This is a genomic window from Rhodococcus koreensis, assembly GCF_900105905.1.
GTDB classification, from domain to species: Bacteria; Actinomycetota; Actinomycetes; order Mycobacteriales; family Mycobacteriaceae; genus Rhodococcus_F; species Rhodococcus_F koreensis.
The window spans coordinates 8426146-8451160 of sequence record NZ_FNSV01000005.1 but is presented as its reverse complement, the minus strand read 5'-3'; the positions used below and the strand labels follow the sequence as shown (position 1 = coordinate 8451160).

The following is a 25015-nucleotide window of genomic DNA, read 5'->3' as shown; positions in this document are numbered from 1 at the left end:
TTTTCGACAGGACTACAACATGACCACCACTTTCAGTGACACCGATCTTCGAACCGACGCCCAGGCGTGGCTCGACGGATTCTCCCGGTTCCTCGCCTCCGAACTTGCACCCACCGCTGTGTTCGCCCCGCAGGCCTACTGGCGCGACGTACTCGCGTTCACCGGGGATCTGCGCACGTTCAGCGACGAGATTCCCGCGGAGTTGCTCCGCCGCCAGGAGCTCACGAAGGCGACGAACATCCGCATCGCCGAAGAGCGGACGCCTCCCCGTCTCGTGGAGCGGGCGGGTATCCCCTGCCTGGAGGTCATCTTCGAGTTCGACACCCTCGCCGGGTCCGCCGTCGGGGTCGCGCGGCTGGTCGACGTGCCGGAACACGGTCTGCTCGTGCGCTCCCTGTTCACAACCCTCGACCAGCTCGCCGACCACCCCGAACGCACCGGCGAGCACCGGCCCGTCGGGCAGGCGGACTCGTCCAAGTTCGGTGGCCCCAACTGGCTGGACCGCCGTGTCGCCGCGCAAGCCTTCGAGAACCGCGACCCCGACGTACTGATCGTCGGCGGTGGCCAGTCGGGACTGACCCTCGCAGCCCGGCTCGGCCAGCTCGACATCGACGCGCTCGTCGTGGACACACATGCGCGTCCCGGCGACAACTGGCGCACCCGATACCACGCCCTCACCTTGCACAACGCGGTGTGGCTCAACGACCTTCCGTACATGCCTTTCCCCGCAACCTGGCCGCAGTTCGTTCCCAAGGACAAGCTCGCCGGATGGTTCGAGGCGTACGTCGAGGCCATGGAAATCAACTTCTGGGGTACCACCGCCTTCATCGGCGGAGACTACGACGAACAGTCGCAGTCCTGGGTTGCGCGGGTTCGTCGCGGCGACGGCACCGTTCGCACCCTGCGCCCCAAGCACGTCGTGATCGCGACCGGTGTCAGCGGCATCCCGTACGTTCCGGAGCTACCCGGACTTGCTCAGTTCACCGGTCGCACACTGCACTCGAGCGAATACGACGACGCGAACGACTTCGCCGGTCAGCGAGTCGTCATCATCGGAACTGGGAACAGCGCCCACGATGTCGCCCAGGACCTGCATGCTCACGGTATCGACGTGACGATGGTGCAGCGCAGCTCGACCACCATCGTGAGCGTCGACCCCTCGGCCGCGGCGGCAGATGCGTCGTACCTGACCGCACCGACCCTCGAGGACTGCGACCTCCTGTCGATGGCGACGGTCTATCCCGACCTCTACACCGGCAGCCAGATGATCACGGCAACGATGAAGGAACTCGACAAGGACCTCATCGCCGCCCTCAATCGCATCGGTTTCCGAACCGACTACGGCGAAGAGGACACCGGCCAGCAGATGAAGTTCATGCGCCGTGGCGGCGGCTACTACCTCAACGTCGGCTGTTCGGATCTGCTGATCTCCGGGCAGGTCGGGCTGGTCCAGTACGCCGACACGGCCGGGTTCGTCGCCGCCGGTTTGAGTTTGACCAATGGTGACGTCGTCGAGGCCGACGCCGTCATCCTGGCGACCGGATACCAGACCCAGCAGGAGGGTGTACGCGCCCTGCTCGGCGACGAGATCGCCGACGCGGTCGGCCCCATCTGGGGATACGACGACGAGGGCGAGGTCCGCAACACGTGGAGGCGGACGGCACAACCCGGACTGTGGTTCTCCTCCGGCAACTTCCAGCTCTGCCGGATCTACTCCAAGGTCCTGGCCATGCAGATCCGCACCGAACTCGACAACGGCTGAATCCGACCGGCCGGGCACGTCATCGGTGCGCCGACGACGGGGAGGGTCCGATGCGCCTGCTCGGGCTCAGCGGACTCTCCCCGACAGCACCGGTGCCTTCGAGATGTCCGGTTCGCGGATATCCCCTCGGCCGCACGGTTCGTGGCCCTACCCTGGACACGCCGTAATGCACTCCCCCTGGACGCCTGCGCGCAGTGCGCAGGGCCAGCGCGCCGAGAGGTCGTCAGATGCTCCTCAGATCGAGTGTGGTCGTCTTGTCCTGTGCCGTCGCGGCGGTGCTGTCCGCTTCCCCCGCCCAGGCCACGCCGTCTTCGGGGGTGACCGCACAGATTCTGTTCGAGACGACGGTTCCGGCGGTCGCCGGAAGTTCGGCGGGCACGGATCTGACGCTGCGGCGCATCGAGATCGCCCCCGGCGGCACGACGGGGTGGCATTACCACGACGGCCCGGTGTACGCCTTCGTCGAATCGGGTGTGCTGACGCGCACGTTGCAGGACTGCACGACCGCGGTGACGACCGCCGGTCAGGCGATCACCGAGGACCACGGCAGCGATCACGTCCACGAGGGTTCCAATCTGGGTACTGAATCGCTGGTCCTGCTCGCGTTCTACACCGAACCGGAGGGCAAGCCCCTGTCCGAGGATGCGCCGGCACCGGCCTGCTGACCGGACCGGCCGGGTCATCGTCGCGTGAGAGCGCCGATCCAGGCGATGGCTCCCGCGACGTCGTCCACCGTTGCTGTCGCCGGCGGCAACGGCGGACGGCGAATCATCAGTACCGGGACGCCCAGCGCGCGTGCGGCGTCCAGTTTCGCGTCGGTCTGACCGCCGCCGCTGTTCTTGGTGACGAGAACGTCGATGCGGTGCTCACGCATCAGTGCGGTCTCGTCGGCGACAGCGAACGGCCCGCGGGCCAGGAGCAGCGTCGAGTGCGGCGGCATCGCCACGTCGGGCGGATCGATCGCGCGGATCAGGAACCACAGTGCCTGCAGGTCCGCGAACGCGTCGACGCCCTGCCTGCCGATGGTGAGGAAGACTCTCGTTCCCAGATCGGGCAGCAGTTCGGCGGCGTCGGCAAGGTCCGAGGCGCCGTGCCAATGTTCACCCGGACGCGGCGACCACTCGGGGCGACGGAGAACCACCAGCGGGATGCCGCGACGGTGCGCGGCATCGGCGGCGTTGCTCGTGATCTGCGCCGCGAACGGGTGCGTCGCATCGACGATCGCGTCGACGGGATGCGCGCGCAACCACTCCGCGAGGCCGTCGGCTCCCCCGAAACCACCGATCCGCACGTCACCGACGGGCAGTCGCGGGTCACGGACCCGGCCGGCGAGGGAGGACACGGCCTCGACACCCGGAACGTCCGCGAGTGCTGCGGCCAGCGCGCGGGCCTCCCCGGTGCCGCCGAGGATCAGGATCCGCGCCACGCTCAGTGGGTGGTGCGCTCGCGGGTGGCGGAATACAGGTAGCTGTCCGGAAACCCTTCGGCAGCAAGCACTCTACCGACGATCACCACCGCGGTCTTCGTGACGCCCGCCGCCTTCACCTGTTCGGCGATGGTGGCCAGGGTGCCGCGCAGCACGATCTCGTCGGGACGCGACGCGAACGCGACGACAGCGGCCGGACAGTCGCGGCCGTAGTTCTCGGTGAGTTCTTCGGCGATCTGATCGATCCGGTGCGCACCCAGGTGCACCACCATCGTGGCGCCGCTACGGCCGAGGGAACGCAGGTCCTCACCCTCCGGCATCGCGGTCGACAGGGTGGACACGCGGGTCAGCACAATCGACTGCGAGACACCGGGAACGGTCAGTTCCCGACCCAGCGCCGCCGCCGCCGCGGTGAACGCGGGCACCCCAGGCACCACCTGGTATGCGACCCCGGCGGATTCGAGCCGGCGGACCTGTTCGGCGACGGCACTGAAGATCGACGGGTCACCCGAATGCAGTCGCGCGACGTCCTGACCGGCCGCGTCGGCGTCGATCAGCAGGGCGACGATCTCGTCGAGACTCAGACGCGCCGTGTCGATCACCCGCGCCCCCTCGGGGCATTCCGCCAGGAGTTCCTGCGGGACGAGGCTGCCCGCGTACAGACAGACGGGGCTGGCGGCGATGATCCGCTGCGCGCGAACCGTGATCAGGTCGGCCGCACCGGGACCGGCTCCGATGAAGTACACCGTCATGCCACAACACCTTTCGACTGCTTCGTCACCGACCACTGCGCCACCGGCAGTTGCGGCCGCCACGCGGTGAACCCACCGAGCGGCTCCCCTCGGTACACCTGAAATTTGCGGAGCTGCCCACCGCAGTGTGAGAACCACTGCAGCAGGAGCGCTTCCGATTCCGCCGTCACCGCGTTGGCCACCATCCGGCCGCCGACCCGGAGCCGGGACCAGCACTCGTCCAGCAGACCGTCCTGGGTGACGCCACCGCCGACGAAGATCGCGTCCGGCGCGGACAGTTCGGCGGGCACGTCGTCGAATGCCGCGGGTGCGTCGCCGAACACGGCGAGGGACGGCACTCCGAGCGCTTCGGCGTTCGACGCGATCTGGTCGACGCGTGCCGCACTGCGCTCGAAAGTCACTGCCCGGCAGAGGGGGTGAGTACGCATCCATTCGATCGCGACGGTGCCCGATCCGCCTCCTACGTCCCACAGCGACTCCCCCGCCGCGGGTGCGAGGGCGCACAGTGTCAGGGCGCGGATCTCGTGTTTGGTCATCTGCCCGTCACCGGTGAACGCGGCGTCGGGCAGTCCCGGCAGCCGGGTCAGCCGGACGGCGCCTACCTCGGCGCGGCAGTCGATCGCGATCACGTTCAGCCGGGGTCCCGGCACGGATGACCACGCCGACGCCGTTCCGTCGAGTCTCGACTCGCCGGGTCCGCCCAGTTCGCCGAGCACGGTGAGCCGGGACGGTCCGAACCCCCGTCCCGTCAGGAGTTCGGCGACGGCCGCGGGGGTGTGCTCGTCGCGGCTCAGCACCAGCAGTCGCGTCCGATCGCCGAGTGCCGGCAGGAGCGTGTCCACGGGCCGGTTCACGAGACTGACCACCGGTGTCTCGTGCGCCGCCCAGCCCAGCCGGGCGCAGGCCAGGGTGGCGGAGGACGGGTGCGGGATCACCCGCACGCGGTCCGCGCCGAGGAGTCCGACGAGGGTGACGCCGATGCCGTGGAACATCGGGTCTCCGCTGGCCAGCACACAAATCCGCCGGCTGTGGTGCTGCTCGAACAGGCCGGGCAGCGCCGGGACCAGCGGCGACGGCCAGGTCACCCGCAGCGCAGGCGACTCGGGAATCAGGGCGAGTTGGCGCCCCGAACCCATCACGACGTCGGCGGCCTCGATCTCGCGCCGTGCAGACGGCGACAGACCGTCCCACCCGTCGGCACCGATACCGACGACGACGATCGGGTCGGTCATCGCGGCATCCGGCGCCAGATCGCCTGCGGCAGCAGTCGCATGACGAAGAACACCGGTCGCAACCGTCCCGGCACCCACACTCGGCTCGCGCCGCGGCGCAGGCCCCGCACGGTCGCGTCCGCGACCTGCGCCGGCGTGCTCGACATCGGCGCGGGCGACATTCCCTCGGTCATCCGGCCGATCACGAAGCCGGGCCGCACGAGCAGCAGCAACACACCGCTGCTGTGGAGGGCGTCGCCCAGACCGGAGGCGAACCCGTCCAGTCCGGCCTTCGCCGACCCGTAGACGTAGTTGGCGCGGCGCACCCGCACACCCGCGACGGACGAGAACACCACGATCCGTCCCGACCGCTGCTCCCGGAGCAGGGTGGCGAGATGGGTGAGCACAGAGACCTGCGCCACGTAGTCGGTGTGGACCACGGCGACGGCGTGCCGTGCGTCCCGCTCGGCGCGCGCCTGGTCGCCCAGAATGCCGAACGCCAGCACCGCCACCGACAGCGGGCCGTGGGCGTCGACGACGGATCTCAGCAGCTTCTCGTGGCTGTCGAGGTCGTCGGCGTCGAATTCCACGCAGTCCACCGCGGACGCTCCCGCATCGAGCAGCGCCTGCCGCTCGGCGGCGAGTTCGGTGCTGCGGCGGGCGGCGAGGACGATCGTGCGGCCGGGCGCGAGCCGGGAGGCGATCTCGAGGCCGATCTCGCTGCGACCACCGAGCAGGAGTACCACCCCGTCGTCGGGCTTTCCGCTGTTCTTCTTCGATCCCAGGCTCACCCGTCCAGTGTCCTGGATTACCGTCGGGGGATGGACCGCACCCCCTCCACCCCGATCCGCCTGCCCGACGCGGCGCTCGCCTTCCTCGGCGAATACCACCTCGGTACGCTCACCACGCTCCGCAAGAACGGCACCCCGCACGTCGTCGCCGTCGGCTTCACCTGGGATCAGGAGCACGGGCTGGCACGGGTCATCACCAACGGCTCCTCGCAGAAGGCCCTCAACGCCGAACGCGGAGGGTACGGCGCGGTCAGCCAGGTGGACGGACCGCGCTGGATGACGCTCGAAGGTCCCACCCGGGTCCTCACCGACCCCGAATCCGTCGCCGACGCCGTGGCCCGCTACGCCGCGAGGTACCGCCAGCCCCGGGTGAACCCGACACGGGTGGTCGTGGAGATCGCCGTCAGCCGCGTACTCGGCTCGGCTGCGCTGCGTCACGACTGAACCGCAGCTTCCACGGGACCCGCGCCGACTCGAGCTGCACCGCGAGACTCATCTTGGACACGCCGTCGGTGCGTTCCTCGAACCGGATCGGGACCTCGGCGATCGTCATGCCGCGTTGCACCACCCGGTAGTTCATCTCCACCTGGAACGCGTACCCGTTGCTCTGCACACCCTCGACGTCGATGGCCCGCAGCGTGTCCGCGTGCCACGCCTTGAACCCGGCGGTGGCGTCCTTGACCCGCAACCGCAGGATCGCGTTGACGTAGAAGTTCGCCCACGCCGACAGCGCCTTGCGGTGCCAGGGCCAGTCGCTGGCGACCGCGCCGCCCGCCACGTAGCGGGAGCCGAGCACGACGGCCGCATCCGTCGTCGTCAGCGTCTCCACCATCCGCGGGATGGCCTCGGTGGGGTGCGACAGGTCGGCGTCCATCTGGATCACGATGTCCGCGCCCTCGGACAGCGCCCGCGTCATTCCGGCGACGTAGGCCCGCCCGAGGCCGTCCTTCACGGTCCGGTGCAGCACACCGACCGGGATCGGACCGCTCTGCGCGAGCGTGTCGGCGACCTCACCGGTGCCGTCCGGCGAGTTGTCGTCGACGACCAGCACGTGCAGGTTCGGGATGGCCAACGCCGCGAGAAGCTCGACGATCTTGGGCAGGTTGTCGCGTTCGTTGTAGGTCGGGACGACGACGGTTACCTTCGGGGCGACGCTTTCCATGACACCTTCGGTTGATCTGTGATCCCGACTCTCCGCGGACGTGCAGCGGCGAGTGCGGTCGTGAACAAATGGGAGATGTTACTACCCGCGCCGCACCGCCCCGCACACTCCCGGTTCCCGCGGCGTACTCAGCCCGGGAGAACCGTCAACCCGTGCGGCCGGGTGTTGACCGGCTCACAGCCGTCGGCGGTCACGATGACGATGTCCTCGATGCGGGCACCCCACGCCCCGCGGAAGTAGATTCCCGGTTCCACACTGAAGGCCATCCCCTCGGTCAGTTCGATCGCGTTACCCGAGACGATGTACGGCTCCTCGTGCACCGACAGACCGATTCCGTGCCCGGTCCGGTGCACGAAAACCTCGGCGAGCCCCTGCGCGGCCAGCAGGTCCCTGGCGGCCGCGTCGACCGCCTCGGCGGTGACGCCGGGCCGCACCAGGGCGACCGCCGCCGCCTGCGCCTGCTCGAGCACCGCGAACTTCTCGGCCACACCCGGATCGGGTTCACCCATGCTGTAGGTGCGGGTGGAGTCGGAGTTGTAACCGGGTTCGACGGGTCCGCCGATGTCGATGACCACGACGTCACCCGACTCGACGACCCGCTCGGACACCTCGTGGTGCGGGTCGGCGCCGTGCGGTCCCGAGCCGACGATGACGAACGCCGCCTCGGTGTGCCCCTCGTCGAGGATCGCCGCCGTGATGTCCGCCGCCACCGCGGCCTCGGTGCGGCCGACCTTCAGGAACTCTCCCATCCGGGCGTGGACCCGGTCGATGGCCTGACCGGCCCGGCGCAACGCGTCGATCTCCGCGTCGTCCTTGACCATCCGCAGCTCCCGCAGCACCTCGGTGGCCAGGACCGGCAGCGCCCCGAGCGCCTCGGACAGCGGAATCAGGTGCAGCGCCGGCATCGCATCCGTGACGGCGGTCCGCGCAGGAGACGGCAGCAGACCCGACACCAGCGCGTACGGGTCGACCCCGTCCACCCAGTCGCGGACCGTCAGACCCAGTTCGGACGTGGCGGATTCGGTCAGCGCGGCCAGTTCGAGCCGCGGCACGACCACGGACGCGGTGTCGCCGGTCGCCGGAATCACCAGGCAGGTGAGCCGTTCGAACGACTCCGCGCGCGAACCCAGCAGATACCGCAGATCGGGTCCGGGCGTGATGAGGAGGCCGTCGAGTCCGGCATCGCGGGCCAGGGCGCCTGCGCGCGCGATCCGGTCGGCATAGATGGTCGTCGGGAAGCGTGAAGTCGATGCGCCGAGGGAACTCATGGCTTCAGGCTAAACCGGTTTGGCAGGATGAGGGTCATGACAGGGCCTCTGCTTCTCCTCGACGGTGCCAGCCTGTGGTTTCGCGCGTACTACGCGCTACCCGACTCGATCACCTCACCTGACGGTCGATCCGTCAACGCAGTGCGCGGATTCACCGACATGGTGGCCGCACTGATCACCAAGCACCAGCCGTCCCGGCTCGCGGTGTGCCTCGACCTGGACTGGCGGCCCGCGTTCCGCGTCGAAGCGGTGCCCACCTACAAGGCGCACCGGGTGGCCGAGGACACCGGCGGGGCGGAGGAAGAGGTCCCCGACACCCTGTCGCCACAGGTCCCGATGATCCTGGATGTCCTGGCCGCCACCGGAATCGCGACCGCGGGCGCGGAAGGCCTCGAAGCCGACGACGTTCTCGGCACCCTCGCCGCCACCGAGACCAGCGACCCGGTCGTCGTGGTCACCGGCGACCGCGACCTCCTGCAGGTCGTCACGGACGACCCGGTGCCCGTGCGGGTGCTGTACGTGGTGCGCGGACTCGCCAAGGCAGAGTTGCTCGGGCCCGAAGAAGTGGCGGCCAAGTACGGGGTGCCCACCGATCGGGCCGGCGAGGCCTACGCCGAACTCGCGCTGCTGCGCGGCGACTCGTCCGACGGACTGCCGGGCGTGAAGGGCATCGGCGAGAAAACCGCGTCCAGCCTGATCATGCAATACGGATCGCTCGCCGCACTGCGGGCCGCGGCCGTCGATCCCGAATCGGACATGGCGAAGGGTGCGCGCGCGAAGTTCGCCGCCGCGGCCGACTATCTCGACGCGGCGCTGCCGGTGGTGCGGGTCGTGCGCGACGCGGACGTCGAACTGTCCCGCGAAGACACGCTGCCCGCCGAACCGGTCGACGCGGACCGGCTCGGCAGGCTGGCGGACGAACTCGGAATCGAGAACTCCGTGGGCCGCCTCACGACGGCGATGAAAAAGGTGGCCGCCGCACGGGTTCCGTGACGGCCGGGTGGGCCGCCGCCTAGCTGGGGCGGCTCACCTCATACGTGCCCTTGTCGTCGGTGAAGGTGAGAGTGACCTGCTTCTTCTCACCGTCGACGGTGAGGCTGCACGTGAAACTGTTGCCCTTCTTCACTTCCTGACCCGAGGGGCAGGTGACACCGGACACGTTCTCGGCGCCGTACGAATCGGTGACGATGCGCTCGACACCGTCCTCCGCCGCCTTCTGATCGAGAGTGTCCGTGCCGAACACCGTGAACGCCAGCACCAGAGCGATACCCACGATCACCAGCAGTGCCACCACACCGCCGATGATCAACGGCAGCTTCGATTTCCCCGAGGACGGAGGCTGACCCCACTGCTGCTGGCCGGGGGCCGGCCCCCACTGCTGCGGCTGACCCGGTTGCTGACCCCACTGCGGCTGCCCGGGCTGCTGAGGCTGCTGGCCCCACTGCCCCGGACCCGGCTGTCCGAGCTGACCGGGCTGCGGCTGCTGACCCCACTGCGGCTGTCCGGGCTGCTGACCCCACTGCGGCTGCCCGGGCTGCTGAGGCTGACCCGGTTGCTGACCCCACGGCTGGGCGGGCGGCTGCTGACCGTACTGCGGCGCGCCGTACTGGCCGCCGGTCTGGTCAGGATTACCCTGGCCCGGTTGCTGTCCCTGGGCCCATTGCCCGTTCGGGTCGTTCGGTCCGTAAGGGCCGCTCATCGTCGCCTCCCGCTCACGTGTCAAGTTTTGTACCTACCGTAACGCCCCACCATCGGATTCGGGCCCTCGGACGGCGTGCGAATCCAACCACACGGCGTCGGGTCACGCAGCATCCACGGCGACGACGCCGCGACGGATCGCCGCGACCGCACGACTCGCCGCCTTGCCGACCTCCGGATCGGGCGACGTCGAACGGACCTGCTCGAGGAGGTCGATCACCTGTCGGCACCACCGCACGAAGTCGCCGGCGGACAGCGCGCGCCCCTGGTCTCCCGCCGCGATCAGCGCCTCGACGAGCGAATTGTCGCTGGCCCAGTGGTAGATCGCGGCGGCGAAGCCGAAGTCCGGTTCACGGGTGGGCGGCAGCTTGTGCCGAATCTCGTCCGCCCGCAGTTCCCGCCACACCCGCACGGTCTCGTCGAGGGCGTGCCGCAGCGCTCCCGGACCGCCGCTCTCGACCGTGTCCCCCTCGCGGCGCGATTCGAAGATCACGGCGGACGCGACGGCGGCGAGTTCCGCGGGCCCGAGCCCCTTCCACACACCCTGCCTGAGGCACTCGGCCACCAAGAGGTCGCTCTCGCAATAGATCCGGCTCAACCGGGTGCCGTGCTCGGTGGCATCGGGGTGCTCACCCGCCGAGACGTAGTCGCGCTCGGCGAGCAGCGACAGGATCCGATCGAACGTGCGCGCCAACGAGTTCGTCGTGGCGGCGACCTTCTGCCGCATCGTCTCCGTCTCGCGGGCCAGCCGGTTGTAGCGCTCACCGATCCGGCTCAGCTGCTCGCGGTCGGGCCAGCTGTGGCACGGATGCTGCCGGATCGCGCGCCGCAGCCGCGCGATCTCGGCGTCGTCTCCGGCCGCACCCGACTTCTTCCGCTTCCGCCGGCCCGGGGAGACGATTCCGGTGCTGCGCAACGCCGATGCCAGATCGCGTCGCACCCGGGCCGTGTGGTGATCGAAGCGTCGCGGCAACCGCATCGATCCCAAAGACCGTGCCGGCTCGGGGAAGTCGCCCGCCGACACCCGGCCCGCCCACTTCGCCTCGGTGAGGATCAACGGCTTCGGGTCCGTCGGATCCCGGTCCGGTTCCAGCACCACCGCCAGACCGGAGTGCCGTCCCACGGGGATCGCGATCACGTCGCCGCGCCGCAGGGCGACGAGCGACGCGACGGCGGCGTCCCGGCGTTCGGTCCGGCCTGCGCGTTCGAGCGATCGTTCCCGGCTGCTCAGTTCCTCCCGCAGCCGCGCGTACTCGAAGTACTCGCCGTCCTCGCCGCCGAGCCGTTCGCTGAGCGTGGTGAGCGCGGCCTCGTTGCGTTCGATGCCGCGCGTCAGGCCGACCACCGACCGGTCGGCCTGGAACTGGGCGAACGACCGCTCGAGCAGGGCCCGCGATTCCGCCGCACCCATGCGGTCGACCAGGTTGATCGTCATGTTGTAGCCGGGACGGAACGAACTGCGCAGCGGGAACGTGCGGGTGGACGCCAGCCCGGCGACGTCCACCGGTTCCACCCCGGGCTGCCACAGGACCACCGCGTGACCCTCGACGTCGATGCCACGACGTCCCGCCCGGCCCGTGAGCTGGGTGTACTCCCCAGGGGTGAGTTCGGCGTGGGCCTCGCCGTTGTACTTGACGAGGCGTTCGAGGACGACGGTGCGGGCGGGCATGTTGATGCCGAGCGCCAGCGTCTCGGTGGCGAACACGGCCCGGACCAGTCCCTTGACGAACAACTCCTCTACCGTCTGCCGGAACGCGGGCAACATCCCCGCGTGGTGCGCGGCGAGGCCACGTTCGAGCGCCTTGCGCCATTCCCAGTACCCGAGGACCTCCAGATCGGCCTTCGGCAGTTCGCCGGTGTGGGCGTCGACGATGGTCCGGATCTCGGCGACCTGCTCCGGCGTCGTCAGATCGAGTCGGGATCGCAGGCACTGGGCCAGCGCGGCGTCGCACCCGGCCCGGCTGAAGATGAACGTGATCGCCGGGAGGAGCCCCTCGTCGTCGAGGCGGGAGATCACTTCCGGCCGAGGCAGCGGCCGGAAATCGCTGGAGTACCCGCGGCCGCCGCCGCGTCGTCCCCTGCCCCGCGACTCCCACGAGTCGGCCCGTTCGAGGGCCTGCCGCTGCTTGACGTGACGCACCAGATCCTGGTCGACCACCAGATCCTTGCGGACGTCCCCGCTGCGCGCCCTCGTGTCGAACAGGTCGAACAGCCGCTTTCCGACCATGATGTGCTGCCACAGCGGGATCGGGCGGTTCTCGTCGACCACCACGGTGGTGTCGCCGCGCACCGTCTCCATCCACGCACCGAACTCCTCGGCGTTGCTGACGGTCGCCGACAGACTGACGAGCCGGACGTCCTCGGACAGGTGCAGGATCACCTCTTCCCACACCGCCCCACGGAACCGGTCGGCCAGGAAGTGCACCTCGTCCATGACGACGTGCGACAACCCGCGCAGCGCGGCGGAATCGGCGTACAGCATGTTCCGCAACACCTCGGTGGTCATCACGACCACCGGGGCGTCCGAGTTGATGCTCGAATCTCCGGTCAGCAGCCCGACGGTGTCCTTGCCGTAGCGTCGCACCAGTTCCGCGTACTTCTGATTGCTCAGCGCCTTGATCGGTGTGGTGTAGAAGCACTTGCGACCGGCCGCGAGCGCCAGGTGCACGGCGAATTCGCCGACCACCGTCTTTCCCGCGCCGGTCGGGGCGCAGACGAGGACGCCGTGGCCGCCCTCGAGCGCGCGGCAGGCGTTGATCTGGAAGGGGTCGAGCACGAAACCGAGCTGCGCCGAGAACACATCGAGTTCGGTGCCGCCGGTCCTGTCACCTGTTGTCACTGCCACCCCGTCAGATTGTCACAGGGTGTCGGAGAAGTCCTGACCCGGTGTGTTGCTGCCGGTCGTGCTCGCGTCGTCGTTCTTGTTCGCAGCACCGGACTTCCCGGACTTGCGGGAACGACGGAACCGGCCCGCGGGCTCGGGGACCGCGGTGGCGGCCACGTCGAACGACTCGTTCAGGTCCGACGGCGACGCGATCGTCGACGCCTCGTCGTCGTCGAGGGCACCCCACTCCTGCTCCGTGCGACGAGCCTTGCGGCGGTCGTTGACGCGGGCGATCTGCACGGCGATCTCGAACAGCAGCGTCAACGCAAACGCGAGCGCGAGCATCGAGAACGGGTCCTGACCGGGTGTGGCGATCGCGGCGAACACGAAGAGGGCGAAGATCAGGCCGCGGCGCCACGCCTTGAGCTTCGCGTAGGACAGGATGCCGACGAAGTTCAGGGCGACGATGAGCAGCGGGATCTCGAAGCTGACGCCGAAGATGATCAGCAGGTTGATGATGAACCCGAAGTACTCCGCGCCGCCGAGTGCGGTGATCTGGACGTTGTCGCCGATCGTCAGCAGGAAATGCAGGGCCTTCGCGACGACCACGTACGCCAGAACGGCGCCGGCCATGAACAGCGCCGCGCCGGACACCACGAAGCCGATCGCGTAGCGGCGTTCCTTCGCGTACAAGCCGGGGGTGATGAACGCCCACAGCTGGTACAGCCAGATGGGGCAGGCGAGGACGACGCCCGCCGTGAACGCGACTTTGAAGCGGAGCATGAACTGCTCGAACGGTCCGGTCGCGAGGAGTCGGCACGACCCGTCGTGGCTCAGGTCGGCGCGACTCGACTCCGGCAGCGAACAGTACGGCCCACGCAGGAGTTCGCCGAGACTCTCGATGCCGAAGATCTCGTGGGAGTACCAGAAGAAGCCCACCGCGGTGGTGACCACGATGGCCAGCACCGACAGGAGCAGTCGCGTGCGCAGCTCGTAGAGGTGATCGACCAACGACATCGTGCCGTCGGGGTTGGTCCTCCGCTTGCTGTGGCGCGGATCGAACGGAATTCGCACTGTTGTTCGCCCTAGTCTTGGTCAGCAGTCAACCGGGGTGAAGAGTCACCCCGGTTGTCAGGCGGCTCGGGCTACGCCGACTTGGGCTCGGTGTGCTGCGACTGCGGCTGCACCGGCGCCGGAGGAGTGACCGGTGCGGTGGTGGTGTCCGCCACGGGCAGCTCGGCGGGCGCGCTCTGCGCGGGGGGCGCACTCTGCGCGGTGGGCGCCGGCGTGCTGTTGTCGTTCTGCATCTCCTTGACCTCGCTCTTGAAGATGCGGAGCGAACGGCCGAGTCCACGAGCCGCGTCGGGCAGCTTCTTGGAACCGAACAGGATGACGACGACCAGCGCGACGATGGCCCAGTGCCAGGGGCTCATGGCTCCCATGATGAAACCTCCAAAAGATCAGGTGACCCTGATGCTACCGGACATACACGGCACCGGTTCGGTCGAAACCGGCTAGTTGCGCTGCCGTTTCCCTGCCGGTTTCCTGGGTCCCCGCTGTGAGCGCAGATCGGCGAGCAAAGCGTCCCCGGACCACTGCCGGTTCCCGCCCGCCTCGGCCTCGCGGATCAGTGCGACCAGCCTCGCGTTCACCGGCGCGGCCGTCCCCGACGCCTCCGCCAGGCGCACGATCTCCCCACTGATCCAGTCCACTTCGGTGCGCCTGCCCGCCTCGAGGTCGTCCCACATCGACGACCGCGCGTGCGGGTCGATGGCCAGCATCCGACTACCCGCCACCCGGAACACTCCGTCCGGGACGGTCAGCAACCGGGGAATCCACTGCGGCGGCAGCGGTGTGAGCTTGGCGACAGCGATACCGCGGGCGGCCAGCAGTGCGAGGGCTTCCCGCTGCGCCAAGGCGAGGGCCCGGCGGAACGGCCGCCACGACAACTCCTCGCGGAGCGGCAGACCGGACAGGGCGTTGACCGGGTTGTTCAGGTTGAGCAGCAGCTTCGCCCACTGCACCGAACGGAAGTCCTCATGGGCGTGCAGCGGCAGTCCGGCGTCGTCGAACACCGGCGCGAATGCGCGCACCGCCGGATGCTGCTCGATCTCGAGGTCGCCCTCGGAACCCTGGTGAAAGTGCCCGTCGCCGCGGTGCACCACGTTGAACGGCACCATCGCCGCGAGTACGACCTGCTCCGGGAGTGCGGCGCGCAGGGTGTCCGCGTTGCCCAGCCCGTTCTGGGCGCTGACCACGACGGTGCCGGGGCCGATCGCCGACGCGAGTGTGGCACCCGCCTCCGGTGTCCCCGCCGACTTCACCGACACGACGACGAGATCGGCGGTGGCCGCCGACGCGGCCCCGGTGTCGAAGGCGATGTCGGGGGCACCGACGCGGATGTCCGATCCGTGCAGGTCCGTCAGCCGCAACCCGTGGTCACGGATCTCGGTCCCGACCCGCTCCCGGCCGATCAGGGTCACCTCGGCGCCGGCTGCGGCGAGCCGGCCCCCGAGATAGCACCCGATGCTGCCCGCCCCGAACACACTGATCCGCAGCGGACGCGCGGCACCGGTCATGCCTCGACAGCCTCGTACGCGGACAGCGCCTCCACGGCCCGGCGGCGCACCTCGTCGACCAGAGCGGGTGGTTCGAGCACGGTGATTCCGGAACCGAACCCGAGCACGAGCCGGGCCATCCACTCCAGCGCCCCGTAACTCATGGTCGCCTCGACCGAACCGTCGGCGGCGACCGTGGCGACATCCATCGGGTAGTAGTCGAGCACCCACACACAGTCGGCGCGGATGTGCAACCGTGCCTGGGGAAGGGATGCGTCGCCGCTGAACAACTCCAGGTTGGAGTCTCGCACGAGCGCCTGCGCCGGCGGGGTGGACGGCTCGTCCAGTTCGGTGGCGGCGTCGATCCGGTCGAGGCGGAACAGCCGGACCCCCTCGGCCTGCCGGCACCACGCCTGCAGATAGCTGTGATTGTCGACCAGCACGATCCGCACCGGGTCCACAGTGCGCTCGGTGACCCGGTCCCGGGACGCCGAGTAGTACGTCAAGTGGAGGGCCCGCCGGCGATGGAGTGCGGATCGCACCGCGGCGGCGATGGGATCTTCCGGCACGTCCTCCACCGCGTCCCGCTCGGACGCCGGCGTCACCGCCGCACGGGCCGCCGCGGTGCCCGCGGCGTTCTCGATCTTCGCGATCGCACTGTGCGCGGCGGACGGGTCGACCATGCCCGGCAACTCCACCAGCGAACGCAGGGCAATCAGCAGGGCGGTCGCCTCGGTGGACGTCAACCGCAGCGGACGGTCGATGCCCGCCGAGAACGTCACCTCGATGCTCTCCTCGGAGAACGACAGGTCGATGAGGTCACCGGGACCGTAGCCGGGCAGCCCGCACACCCACAACTGGTTGAGGTCGGACATCAGCTGTGTGGTGGTGACGCCCAGTTCGGCGGCGGCCTCGGCGGCGCTCATCCCGGGGTTCGCGATGAAATACGGCACCAGGTTGAGGAGCCGGGACAGTCGCGACGACAGCCTGTTGCTCACGACGTCCCTCCTTCCCCTGCGGCGTCCTTCAGCTTGGTCAGCACATCGTGTCGTAGTTCCGGCGGATCGAGGACCAGGGCGTCCGCCCCGTGACCCGCGACCAGCCGCGCGATCCAGTCCCGGGAGTGGACGGGGATCCGGAGCACGGTGCCGCTGCGCTCGTTCACCCGCTTCTCCTCCGCGGTGGTCGCCAGTCGGCGCAGTTCCTGGGCTCGGCCCTCGGCCACCCACACGGTGGCGGTGCCGGTGACCTCACCCGAACCGGTGACCCGGTCGACGATGTCCCTGAGGTCGACGCCCGCGGGTTTGTGGACGACCCCCGACGGTCCGAACTCCGTCACGTCGTCGCCGATCCGCGACAGCCGGAACGTCCGGACGGCTCCCCGGTCGACGTCGTGACCGACGAGGTACCACCGGCCGTGGGCGGTGACGACACCCCACGGTTCCACGGTGCGTTCGGTGTACGGCTCGTTGAGAGCCCCGCGGTGCGGGAAGTGCACGGCGCGGCCGGCGTCGACCGCCGCCAGCAGCTTGCCGAGCGCCGGTTCGGAGCCGCGGGTGCGGGCGGGCACCGCCGTGATCGGGGTGGCCGCCGAATCCGGATCGACCTGCACACCCGCCGCACGCAGCTTGAGCAGCGCCCCCTGCGCCGCGGACGTCAACTCCGGCGACTCCCACAGCTGAACGGCCACCGCGACGGCCGCCGACTCCTCCTGGCTGAGGTCGATGTCGGGGAGCTCGTACGCATTGCGGTTGATCCGGTAGCCCTCGACCGTCGAGAACCGCGACGCCTGCCCGGTCTCGAGCGGAACACCGAGATCCCGCAACTCGTTCTTGTCGCGTTCGAACATGCGGCTGAACGCCTCGTCGCTGGCGGAGTCGGCGTACCCGGCAACGCTCTCGCGAATCTTCTCGGCGGTGAGGAACTGTCTGGTGGACAGCAAACAGATCACCAGGTTCATCAAGCGCTCGATCTTGGAAGTCGGCACGCCGGGAAGCCTAGTGGGTGAGCCCGTTACGGACTCCCCGAGCGCCGCTACATCGAGGCAATCAGCCGCTCCACCCGCTCGTCGACCGACCGGAACGGGTCTTTGCACAGCACGGTCCGCTGGGCCTGGTCGTTGAGCTTGAGATGCACCCAGTCGACCGTGAAGTCGCGTCCGGCCTCCTGCGCGGCGGTGATGAATTCGCCGCGCAGCTTCGCCCGGGTGGTCTGCGGCGGAGTGTCCACCGCGGCCTCGATGGTCTCGTCCTCGGTGATCCGCTTCACCAGACCCTTGCGCTGCAGCACGTCGAACACGCCGCGACCGCGTTTGATGTCGTGGTACGCCAGATCGAGTTGCGCGATCTTCGGGTCGGCCAGTTCGAAGCCGTGCCGGTCCTGGTAGCGCTGGAACAGCTTGCGCTTGATCACCCAGTCGATCTCCGTGTCGACCTTTGCGAAATCCTGCGTCTCGACGGCGTCCAGCATGCGGCCCCACAGGTCGACCACCTGCGTGACCTGCGGATCGGGGTCGCGGTTCTGCAGGTGTTCGACGGCGCGGGCGTGGTACTCCCGCTGGATGTCGAGGGCGCTGGCCTGCCTGCCGCCTGCGAGCCGCACCGGGCGGCGCCCGGTGACGTCGTGGCTGACCTCGCGGATGGCGCGGATCGGGTTGTCGAGCGCGAAGTCGCGGAACGACACCCCGGCCTCGATCATCTCGAGCACGAGCGCCGCCGTGCCCACCTTCAGCATCGTGGTGGACTCGGACATGTTGGAATCGCCGACGATCACGTGCAGGCGGCGGTACTTCTCCGCGTCGGCGTGCGGCTCGTCGCGGGTGTTGATGATGGGCCGCGACCGCGTGGTCGCCGAGGACACGCCCTCCCAGATGTGCTCGGCGCGCTGCGACAGGCAGAACGTGGCCGCCTTCGGCGTCTGCAGTACCTTGCCGGCGCCGCAGATCAGCTGCCGCGTCACCAGGAACGGGAGCAGCACGTCCGAGATCCGGGAGAATTCGCCGGCCCGCGCCACGAGGAAGTTCTCGTGACAGCCGTACGAATTACCCGCCGAGTCCGTGTTGTTCTTGAACAGGTAGATGTCGCCGCCGATGCCTTCCTCGGCGAGCCGCTGCTCGGCGTCGATCAGCAACTCCTCGAGGACGCGCTCACCCGCCCGGTCGTGGTTGACCAACTGGATGAGGTTGTCGCACTCGGCTGTCGCGTATTCGGGGTGCGAGCCGACGTCCAGATACAGGCGGGCACCGTTCCTGAGGAACACGTTGGAACTCCGGCCCCACGACACCACCCGCCGGAACAGGTAGCGCGCAACCTCGTCCGGGCTCAGTCGCCTGTGACCATGGAAGGTGCAGGTCACACCGAACTCTGTCTCAATTCCCATGATTCGTCGCTGCACACCTCGAGAGTACAACGCCGATCACCCGGCGGAGCGGGAAAACCGTCCGGCGACACTCCGCGCCTACGCTGAGACGGTGAACCGACACCTGCACCGCATCCACCGGGCCGACGAAATCGTGTTCGGCCGCAGCGCAGATCTGCGCCCCTCCGAGGTCGACCGGGCGATGCGCTTCCTCAGTCACGCGGCCGACAAGGGGGTCTTGTGGTGGTGCGTGGCGGCGCTGCTGGGACTGGTCGGCGGACGCGCCCGGCGCGGTGCCGTGCGGGGCCTGCTGTCCCTCGCGATGGCGAGCGGTCTCGCCAACGGCATCCTCAAACCGGTGTTCCCGCGGCGGCGCCCTCCCGCCCGCGCCTGGACGAACGCGCTGCGCGGGGTGCCGATCCCCCGGTCCTCGTCCTTCCCATCGGGACATTCGGCGTCGGCGGCGGCGTTCACCACGGGTGTCGCCTTGGAATCGCCCGCGGCCGGTGCCGCACTCGCCCCCCTCGCGGCCGCGGTCGCGTACTCCCGGGTGCACAACGGCGTGCACTGGCCGTCGGACGTCGTCGCCGGGCTGATACTGGGCGGGGCCGTCGCTTCGGGAACCCGCCGCTGGTGGGCGGTGCGCACCGAGGACCCGGCGGAACTGGGCCGCGCGGTCGACGCGCCGGCGCTGCCGGGCGGTGAGGGCCTGCTCGTGCTGGTGAACCAGGAGTCCGGGCCGGACACTGTGGATCCCAGTGAGGAGATCGCCACCGCGCTCCCGAACGCGCACGTGCGCGCCCTCGACACCGACCACGATTTCGCCGAGCAACTCGACGCCTGGGTGGCCGAGACGAATCCGCGTGCACTCGGAGTGTGCGGCGGGGACGGGACCGTGGTCGCCGTCGCGTCCGCGGCGGCGCGTCATTCGCTGCCGCTGGCGGTGTTCCCCGGCGGCACACTCAATCACTTCGCGCGCGACGCCGGCGTCGCCGACATCTCGGACACCGCGAAGGCCGTCGAGACCGGACGTGCGGTTCTCGTCGACCAGGCCGTCGTCCACACCGATGTCGAGGAACCCGCCCCGTTCCTCAACACCGCCAGTCTCGGCGGCTACCCCGACGCGGTGCGGCTGCGGGAGAAGTGGCAGCCCCGGTACGGGAAGTGGCCCGCGGCGTGTGCGGCGATGATCCGGATTCTCTCCGCGGCAACACCGCTCGCCGTCACCATCGACGGCAGGCCCGTGAAGGTGTGGATGCTGTTCGTGGGGAACGGTCGGTATTCCCCCGGCGATCAGGTTCCGATGTCGCGTCCCGCCATCACCGGCGGACTGCTCGACGTCCGCTACGTGCGGGCCGACCGGCGAGCGTCCCGGCCGCGGCTACTGTTCGCCGCCGCCACCGGGACGCTCGGAAGCAGCCGGGTGTACGTGCGATCCCTCGTGCCCCGGCTCACCGTCCGCGTGGACGGCTCGCCGGTTGCGCTGGCCACCGACGGTGAAGTGGTCGCCGACGCCCTGCGCTTCGACTTCCGGTCGGCGCCCGAAGCGATCGCCGTGTACCGGCCTCAGTCCTGAGTGTCGGCCGGCTTCGTCTCGGTGTCCGGCTTCGACTCCGAAGCGGGCTCCGAGGCGGCCGCAGGCTCTGCGGGGATCAGCTGTTCGAGCGCGGGTCCGGCGATCCGCCGGAACGCGCGGCGCGGCCGGGACTGATCGAGCACGGCCACCTCGAGGCTGGCCACGTCGACGTTCCGCTTCTCGCCCTCCCCGGCACCGCCCTGACGTAGGGCGTTGACCGCGATACCGACCGCCGCCTCGAGGTCGAGGTCGGCACGGTACGACTCGCGCATGGCGGTCGCGATCGGCTCGGTCGTGCCACCCATCACGACGAAATGCTGTTCGTCGACGATGGATCCGTCGTAGGTGATGCGGTACAGCTGGGGAGCCTTCGGGCTGCCCACGCGCCCGACCTCCGCGACGCAGATCTCCACCTCGTAGGGCTTGGGTTGCTCGGTGAAGATCGTGCCCAGGGTCTGCGCGTACGCGTTGGCCAGCGATCGGCCCGTCACGTCACGGCGGTCGTACGAGTAACCGCGCATGTCGGCGTGGACGATCCCTGCGCGCCGCAGATTCTCGAACTCGTTGTACTTGCCGACGGCCGCGAAGCCGAGCCGGTCGTACAGTTCGCTGACCTTGTGCAGCGCGGTGGAGGGATTCTCGGCGACGAACAGCACGCCGTCGCGGAACGTGAGCACCACGACGCTGCGTCCGCGGGCAATTCCCTTGCGCGCCAATTCCGAGCGGTCCCGCATGATCTGCTCGGCGGAGGCGTAATACGGCATGGTCATCGCGCAGACCCCCCTTGTTCGGTGCGCTCGGCGACGATGCGCCGAGCCAACTCGGACGTCGTCTCCTCGGACACGTGTACGGCACCGGCCTGGGTGATCGTGACCGCGGTCGGGTAGATGCCGCGGGTCAAGTCGGGCCCACCGGTGGCCGAGTCGTCGTCGGCCGCGTCGTACAGCGATTCGATGGCCGCCCGCAGGGCGGTCTCCTCGTCGCTGTCCGGCGAGTAGATCTTCTTCAGTGCCGACTTCGCGAACAGCGAACCCGAACCGACCGCGTGGTATCCGGCGCGTTCCTCGTACCGGCCGCCGACGACGTCGTACGAGACGATGCGGCCCGCATGGGCCTCGTCGTCCGCGTCGAGGTCGTAGCCGACGAGCAGCGGGACGACCGCGAGACCCTGCATCGCCGCCCCGAGGTTGCCCCGCACCATCGACGCCAGGCGGTTGGCCTTGCCGTCGAAGGTCAGCTGAACGCCCTCGATCTTCTCGTAGTGCTCGAGTTCGACGGCGAACAGGCGGACCAGTTCGATGGCGATGCCCGCGGTGCCGGCGATACCGGCCGCCGAGTATTCGTCGGTGACGTACACCTTCTCGACGTCCCGGCTGGCGATCAGGTTGCCCTGGGTCGCGCGCCGGTCGCCTGCCAGCAGGACGCCACCCTTGTAGGTGAGCGCCACGATCGTGGTTCCGTGCGGTGCGAGATCACCGCTCTCCATCCCGTCACCACCCCGTGTCGAGTGCGAACGATGGCCGATCCGATTCTCCGGCAGCAATTCTGGTGCGTGACCACGCAGATACTCGGTGAACGAGCTCAGATTCGAACCGAAACTGAGTCTCGTGTCACCGTCGCCTGTCCGCAATGCCGGTCGATCCGCCGTCACTGGCCGCCCTTCTGGACATAGGCCCGGACGAAGTCCTCGGCGTTCTCCTCGAGCACGTCGTCGATCTCGTCGAGCAGGTCGTCGGTGTCCTCGGCCAGCTTTTCGCGACGTTCCTGACCGGCCGCACCGTCACCGCCCGGGGTGTCGTCCTCGTCGCCGCCGCCAGTTCGTTTGGTCTGCTCTTGCGCCATCGCCGCCGACCTCCTTGTGTGAAGGGAGCTCTTCTTCCGAGCGTCCTGTGCTGCCAAGCAGTCTGACTACATCATCCGCTCGGACCTTCACCCTACCGAGCGTCGCCGCCCCACGTGTGCCGACGCGACGGCGAGTTCCGGGCAGATCCGTGCGGGAACGGCCGAGATGTCAGTTCGTGAGCTCGTCGACGAGCTCTTTCGCGGTCTCCACCGACTCCAGCAACTCCCCCACGTGCGCCTTGCTGCCCCGCAGCGGCTCGAGGGTGGGAATGCGGACCAGGGAGTCGCCACCGAGATCGAAGATCACCGAATCCCAGCTCGCAGCCGCGATGTCGGCGCCGAACTTGCGCAGGCATTCACCGCGGAAGTAGGCGCGGGTGTCGGTCGGCGGGGTGTCGACGGCGTCGAGCACCGCCTGCTCCGACACCAGGCGCTCCATCGACCCGCGGGCGACGAGCCGGTTGTACAGACCCTTGTCGAGGCGGACGTCCGAGTACTGCAGGTCGACCAGATGCAGTCGCGGCGCGGACCAGTTGAGGCCCTCCCGGTTCCGGAAACCCTCGAGCAGACGCAGCTTGGCCGGCCAGTCCAGCAGGTGGGCGCATTCCATCGGGTCCCGCTCGAGGAGGTCGAGCACCATCGCCCACTTCTCCAGCAGATCGGCCACGCGGGGGTCGTCGTTGCCCTCGGCGGACATGAACTTGTCGACCCGGTCCAGATAGATCCGCTGCAACGCAAGCCCGGTCAGTTCCCGGCCGTCGGCCAGCGCGACCGTGGCGCGCAGCGTCGGGTCGTGGCTGATGTGGTGCACGGCGGTGACCGGTCGGGCCAGCTGCAGGTCGGTGAGGTCGACACCGGCCTCGATGAGGTCGAGGACCAGCGCCGTCGTCCCGACCTTCAGGTACGTGGACATCTCGGCGAGGTTCGCGTCGCCGATGATGACGTGCAGACGCCGGTACTTGTCCGCGTCGGCGTGCGGTTCGTCGCGGGTGTTGATGATGCCGCGCTTGAGCGTGGTCTCGAGCCCGACCTCCACCTCGATGTAGTCGGCCCGCTGGGACAGCTGGAAGCCGGCCTCGTCACCGGACTGGCCGATGCCCACCCGGCCCGACCCGCAGATCACCTGACGGGACGCGAAGAACGGCGTCAGCCCGTTGATCACCGCAGAGAACGGCGTGGCCCGGGACATCAGGTAGTTCTCGTGGGTGCCGTACGACGCGCCCTTGCCGTCCACGTTGTTCTTGTACAGCTGCAGTCGCGGGGCACCGGGGACGCTCGACGCGTGCCGGGCGGCCGCCTCCATCACGCGTTCGCCGGCCTTGTCCCAGATGACGGCGTCCAGGGGGTCGGTGACCTCCGGGGCCGAGTACTCGGGGTGCGCGTGGTCGACGTAGAGCCGGGCGCCGTTGGTGAGGATCATGTTGGCCGCGCCGACCTCGTCGGCGTCGATGACGGGCGCCGGGCCGCTGAGCCGGCCCAGGTCGAATCCGCGGGCGTCCCGCAGCGGGGATTCCACCTCGTAATCCCATCGGGTGCGCTTGGCGCGCGGCACTCCCGCGGCTGCCGCATAAGCCAGCACCGCCTGGGTGGACGTCAAGATCGGATTGGCCGAAGGCTCGCTGGGTGAGGAGATTCCGTACTCGACTTCGACACCGATGATCCGCTGCATGCTGCCGAGCCTATGCGATCACCCACGCCACCCGGCGGCACACTCCTGCCGCGCGAGCCGTCGGTGTCCGGCGACTAGCCCGGCGAGCACTCCAGGTACTGGTCCGCCGCGATCACCTCGAGCACGGTCCGGACCCCGGGCGGCGCCCAGGAGTGGGTGCCGTCGGTGCCGATTCGAGGGTCCGTCAGGTGCACCGTCCGGCGGCGCGTCACGATGGTGCATCCGCCCGCCGCCACCACGTTTCGCACCCAGTCGCTGTGCGCTCCGTACGTGAGGGCGAACCGGTAGCGGCCGTCCACGACGAACACGTTGACGGGCGTGCGATACGTCCTACCGGATGTGCGGCCGCGGTGCTCGACCACGGCGAACCCGGGCAGGATTGTCGCGACGCGACGGCTCACCCGGTTGGTGAGGACCCGGTTGAATCGGGCGATCGAACGCGGCAACGCCATGAACTCTCACCCCTTCGGCACCGGAACGAGCAACCGACCTCGACAGTACCGACGTTCGCCGGGGTGCTGGCAGGATCGACTCATGGATTCCGCACCGAACACCCCACCCGGCACGGACGAAGTGGTGGCGGTGTTCGACAGTTCCGGGCGACCGGTGGGATCGGCCGCGCGTTCCCGTGTCTACGCCGAGGGACTGTGGCACGCGAGCGCCGGGGTCCTCGTCCGATCCGGTGACGAGCAGCGCCTCTACGTGCACCGGCGGTCGGACACGAAGACGGTGCTCGCCGGACACCACGACTGCCTGGCCGGCGGGGTGGTCGATCCCGGGGAGACGCCGGAAGAGGCGGCGGGCCGGGAACTGGCGGAGGAACTGGGCATCACCGGGGTGAGCCTCACCCCCATCGCGAGGGTGGCGTGGGACGGCGAGTGGCAGGGCCTGCGGCTGCGCTGCCACCTGTACGCCTACGAGACGCACTGGGACGGGCCCGTCGTCCACCAGGCCAGCGAGATCGCGTCGGGCTGGTGGTGGACACCCCACGAACTGGTGACGCACCTGCGCGACCCGCGGTGGCCGTTCGTGCCGGACACGAGGGCACTCCTCGAGGACTACCTCGTCGCACGGGACCGCTGACACACGGCCGACCCGCGCGGCGGGAACCGTCCCCGG

The 25015-nt window shown here is 69.3% G+C and carries 25 protein-coding genes; 6 read left to right on the top strand and 19 right to left on the bottom strand.

The window, feature by feature from the left end; translation table 11 throughout:
* Window positions 1-19: 19 nt before the first annotated feature.
* Both BLV94_RS43155 and BLV94_RS43150 read left to right on the top strand, forming a co-directional pair.
* A complete protein-coding gene (locus BLV94_RS43155) occupies window positions 20-1762 on the top strand; it encodes a flavin-containing monooxygenase (protein ID WP_072941685.1) in 1743 nt (580 codons plus the stop codon).
* 227 nt (window positions 1763-1989) lie between these two features.
* The gene (locus BLV94_RS43150; protein ID WP_072941687.1) at window positions 1990-2427 is read left to right on the top strand and encodes a cupin domain-containing protein; all 438 of its coding nucleotides are present in this window, start codon (window positions 1990-1992) and stop codon (window positions 2425-2427) included.
* Between the two features lie 14 nt (window positions 2428-2441).
* Here the strand turns inward: BLV94_RS43150 and BLV94_RS43145 are convergent, their stop codons facing one another.
* Genes BLV94_RS43145 through dprE2 form a run of 4 tightly spaced genes read right to left on the bottom strand, consistent with a single transcriptional unit; the run spans window position 2442 to window position 5942 of the window.
* Window positions 2442-3188, bottom strand: a complete 747-nt coding sequence (locus BLV94_RS43145; RefSeq protein WP_072941690.1) for a cobalt-precorrin-6A reductase — start codon at window positions 3186-3188, stop codon at window positions 2442-2444.
* A 2-nt stretch (window positions 3189-3190) separates the two neighbouring features.
* Complete coding sequence (gene cobM / locus BLV94_RS43140) at window positions 3191-3940, bottom strand: precorrin-4 C(11)-methyltransferase (protein WP_072941693.1); 750 nt, start codon at window positions 3938-3940, stop codon at window positions 3191-3193.
* Entirely contained in the window at window positions 3937-5172 is a 1236-nt protein-coding gene (gene cbiE / locus BLV94_RS43135; RefSeq protein ID WP_072941695.1) for a precorrin-6y C5,15-methyltransferase (decarboxylating) subunit CbiE, read from the bottom strand. Before cbiE ends, cobM begins: the two co-directional genes overlap by 4 nt.
* Window positions 5169-5942: a decaprenylphospho-beta-D-erythro-pentofuranosid-2-ulose 2-reductase gene (gene dprE2, locus BLV94_RS43130; RefSeq protein WP_072941696.1), complete on the bottom strand. Its 774-nt coding sequence runs from the start codon at window positions 5940-5942 to the stop codon at window positions 5169-5171. The genes cbiE and dprE2 overlap by 4 nt, the downstream gene beginning before the upstream one ends.
* 30 nt (window positions 5943-5972) lie before the next feature.
* On the opposite strand from dprE2, the gene BLV94_RS43125 reads away from it, so the two are divergent.
* Window positions 5973-6386 (top strand): TIGR03618 family F420-dependent PPOX class oxidoreductase, encoded by a 414-nt coding sequence (locus BLV94_RS43125; RefSeq protein WP_072941697.1) that lies wholly within the window; start codon window positions 5973-5975, stop codon window positions 6384-6386.
* On the opposite strand, the gene BLV94_RS43120 is transcribed toward BLV94_RS43125, so the two are convergent.
* Window positions 6346-7104: a polyprenol monophosphomannose synthase gene (locus BLV94_RS43120; protein ID WP_072941699.1), complete on the bottom strand. Its 759-nt coding sequence runs from the start codon at window positions 7102-7104 to the stop codon at window positions 6346-6348. The two genes, BLV94_RS43125 and BLV94_RS43120, sit on opposite strands and share 41 nt — an antisense overlap.
* 128 nt (window positions 7105-7232) lie before the next feature.
* Window positions 7233-8372, bottom strand: a complete 1140-nt coding sequence (locus BLV94_RS43115; protein WP_072941700.1) for a M24 family metallopeptidase — start codon at window positions 8370-8372, stop codon at window positions 7233-7235.
* A 36-nt stretch (window positions 8373-8408) separates the two neighbouring features.
* Here BLV94_RS43115 and BLV94_RS43110 point away from each other — a divergent pair, with 36 nt between their 5' ends.
* Window positions 8409-9365: a 5'-3' exonuclease gene (locus tag BLV94_RS43110; RefSeq protein WP_072941702.1), complete on the top strand. Its 957-nt coding sequence runs from the start codon at window positions 8409-8411 to the stop codon at window positions 9363-9365.
* Window positions 9366-9384: 19 nt separating this feature from the next.
* Here the strand turns inward: BLV94_RS43110 and BLV94_RS43105 are convergent, their stop codons facing one another.
* The 8 genes from BLV94_RS43105 to pafA all read right to left on the bottom strand — a co-directional run bounded on the left by BLV94_RS43105 (window position 9385) and on the right by pafA (window position 18845).
* The gene (locus BLV94_RS43105; protein ID WP_072941705.1) at window positions 9385-10071 is read right to left on the bottom strand and encodes a DUF4333 domain-containing protein; all 687 of its coding nucleotides are present in this window, start codon (window positions 10069-10071) and stop codon (window positions 9385-9387) included.
* A gap of 102 nt (window positions 10072-10173) precedes the next feature.
* Window positions 10174-12909: a DEAD/DEAH box helicase gene (locus BLV94_RS43100; protein WP_072941956.1), complete on the bottom strand. Its 2736-nt coding sequence runs from the start codon at window positions 12907-12909 to the stop codon at window positions 10174-10176.
* An 18-nt stretch (window positions 12910-12927) separates the two neighbouring features.
* Window positions 12928-13968 (bottom strand): twin-arginine translocase subunit TatC, encoded by a 1041-nt coding sequence (tatC, locus tag BLV94_RS43095; protein WP_072941708.1) that lies wholly within the window; start codon window positions 13966-13968, stop codon window positions 12928-12930.
* Window positions 13969-14039: 71 nt separating this feature from the next.
* Window positions 14040-14336: a Sec-independent protein translocase subunit TatA gene (tatA, locus tag BLV94_RS43090; protein WP_072941710.1), complete on the bottom strand. Its 297-nt coding sequence runs from the start codon at window positions 14334-14336 to the stop codon at window positions 14040-14042.
* A 72-nt stretch (window positions 14337-14408) separates the two neighbouring features.
* Window positions 14409-15473, bottom strand: coding sequence for a 2-dehydropantoate 2-reductase (locus BLV94_RS43085; RefSeq protein WP_072941713.1), 1065 nt, complete (start codon window positions 15471-15473; stop codon window positions 14409-14411).
* Entirely contained in the window at window positions 15470-16450 is a 981-nt protein-coding gene (locus tag BLV94_RS43080; protein ID WP_072941715.1) for a helix-turn-helix transcriptional regulator, read from the bottom strand. The genes BLV94_RS43085 and BLV94_RS43080 overlap by 4 nt, the downstream gene beginning before the upstream one ends.
* A complete protein-coding gene (locus BLV94_RS43075; protein WP_143051464.1) occupies window positions 16447-17439 on the bottom strand; it encodes a helix-turn-helix transcriptional regulator in 993 nt (330 codons plus the stop codon). The genes BLV94_RS43080 and BLV94_RS43075 overlap by 4 nt, the downstream gene beginning before the upstream one ends.
* 47 nt (window positions 17440-17486) lie before the next feature.
* The gene (pafA, locus tag BLV94_RS43070) at window positions 17487-18845 is read right to left on the bottom strand and encodes a Pup--protein ligase (RefSeq protein WP_012687833.1); all 1359 of its coding nucleotides are present in this window, start codon (window positions 18843-18845) and stop codon (window positions 17487-17489) included.
* 76 nt (window positions 18846-18921) lie between these two features.
* Here pafA and BLV94_RS43065 point away from each other — a divergent pair, with 76 nt between their 5' ends.
* Window positions 18922-20385: a phosphatase PAP2 family protein gene (locus BLV94_RS43065; RefSeq protein ID WP_072941958.1), complete on the top strand. Its 1464-nt coding sequence runs from the start codon at window positions 18922-18924 to the stop codon at window positions 20383-20385.
* On the opposite strand, the gene prcA is transcribed toward BLV94_RS43065, so the two are convergent.
* The 5 genes from prcA to BLV94_RS43040 all read right to left on the bottom strand — a co-directional run bounded on the left by prcA (window position 20376) and on the right by BLV94_RS43040 (window position 24348).
* Window positions 20376-21155: a proteasome subunit alpha gene (gene prcA, locus BLV94_RS43060; protein WP_072941720.1), complete on the bottom strand. Its 780-nt coding sequence runs from the start codon at window positions 21153-21155 to the stop codon at window positions 20376-20378. The genes BLV94_RS43065 and prcA overlap by 10 nt on opposite strands.
* Window positions 21152-22036 (bottom strand): proteasome subunit beta, encoded by an 885-nt coding sequence (gene prcB, locus BLV94_RS43055; RefSeq protein ID WP_072941723.1) that lies wholly within the window; start codon window positions 22034-22036, stop codon window positions 21152-21154. Before prcB ends, prcA begins: the two co-directional genes overlap by 4 nt.
* Window positions 22033-22227: a ubiquitin-like protein Pup gene (locus tag BLV94_RS43050; RefSeq protein WP_005242990.1), complete on the bottom strand. Its 195-nt coding sequence runs from the start codon at window positions 22225-22227 to the stop codon at window positions 22033-22035. Before BLV94_RS43050 ends, prcB begins: the two co-directional genes overlap by 4 nt.
* Before the next feature lie 169 nt (window positions 22228-22396).
* A complete protein-coding gene (gene dop, locus BLV94_RS43045; RefSeq protein ID WP_007299057.1) occupies window positions 22397-23896 on the bottom strand; it encodes a depupylase/deamidase Dop in 1500 nt (499 codons plus the stop codon).
* A gap of 74 nt (window positions 23897-23970) precedes the next feature.
* Complete coding sequence (locus tag BLV94_RS43040) at window positions 23971-24348, bottom strand: nitroreductase family deazaflavin-dependent oxidoreductase (protein WP_072941725.1); 378 nt, start codon at window positions 24346-24348, stop codon at window positions 23971-23973.
* Window positions 24349-24430: 82 nt separating this feature from the next.
* On the opposite strand from BLV94_RS43040, the gene BLV94_RS43035 reads away from it, so the two are divergent.
* Entirely contained in the window at window positions 24431-24979 is a 549-nt protein-coding gene (locus BLV94_RS43035) for an NUDIX domain-containing protein (RefSeq protein ID WP_072941728.1), read from the top strand.
* Window positions 24980-25015: the final 36 nt, after the last annotated feature.

What these genes read in the sequence shown, in the direction of transcription:
- BLV94_RS43040 (WP_072941725.1), bottom strand. Translation starts at nt 24,348, where the DNA reads ATGGCGTTGCCGCGTTCGATCGCCCGATTCAACCGGGTCCTCACCAAC.
- cbiE (WP_072941695.1), bottom strand. Translation starts at nt 5,172, where the DNA reads ATGACCGACCCGATCGTCGTCGTCGGTATCGGTGCCGACGGGTGGGAC.
- cobM (WP_072941693.1), bottom strand. Translation starts at nt 3,940, where the DNA reads ATGACGGTGTACTTCATCGGAGCCGGTCCCGGTGCGGCCGACCTGATC.
- BLV94_RS43120 (WP_072941699.1), bottom strand. Translation starts at nt 7,104, where the DNA reads ATGGAAAGCGTCGCCCCGAAGGTAACCGTCGTCGTCCCGACCTACAAC.
- BLV94_RS43115 (WP_072941700.1), bottom strand. Translation starts at nt 8,372, where the DNA reads ATGAGTTCCCTCGGCGCATCGACTTCACGCTTCCCGACGACCATCTAT.
- BLV94_RS43150 (WP_072941687.1), top strand. Translation starts at nt 1,990, where the DNA reads ATGCTCCTCAGATCGAGTGTGGTCGTCTTGTCCTGTGCCGTCGCGGCG.
- BLV94_RS43110 (WP_072941702.1), top strand. Translation starts at nt 8,409, where the DNA reads ATGACAGGGCCTCTGCTTCTCCTCGACGGTGCCAGCCTGTGGTTTCGC.
- BLV94_RS43105 (WP_072941705.1), bottom strand. Translation starts at nt 10,071, where the DNA reads ATGAGCGGCCCTTACGGACCGAACGACCCGAACGGGCAATGGGCCCAG.
- prcA (WP_072941720.1), bottom strand. Translation starts at nt 21,155, where the DNA reads ATGACCATGCCGTATTACGCCTCCGCCGAGCAGATCATGCGGGACCGC.
- tatA (WP_072941710.1), bottom strand. Translation starts at nt 14,336, where the DNA reads ATGGGAGCCATGAGCCCCTGGCACTGGGCCATCGTCGCGCTGGTCGTC.
- dop (WP_007299057.1), bottom strand. Translation starts at nt 23,896, where the DNA reads ATGCAGCGGATCATCGGTGTCGAAGTCGAGTACGGAATCTCCTCACCC.
- BLV94_RS43125 (WP_072941697.1), top strand. Translation starts at nt 5,973, where the DNA reads ATGGACCGCACCCCCTCCACCCCGATCCGCCTGCCCGACGCGGCGCTC.
- BLV94_RS43085 (WP_072941713.1), bottom strand. Translation starts at nt 15,473, where the DNA reads ATGACCGGTGCCGCGCGTCCGCTGCGGATCAGTGTGTTCGGGGCGGGC.
- BLV94_RS43155 (WP_072941685.1), top strand. Translation starts at nt 20, where the DNA reads ATGACCACCACTTTCAGTGACACCGATCTTCGAACCGACGCCCAGGCG.
- BLV94_RS43050 (WP_005242990.1), bottom strand. Translation starts at nt 22,227, where the DNA reads ATGGCGCAAGAGCAGACCAAACGAACTGGCGGCGGCGACGAGGACGAC.
- BLV94_RS43035 (WP_072941728.1), top strand. Translation starts at nt 24,431, where the DNA reads ATGGATTCCGCACCGAACACCCCACCCGGCACGGACGAAGTGGTGGCG.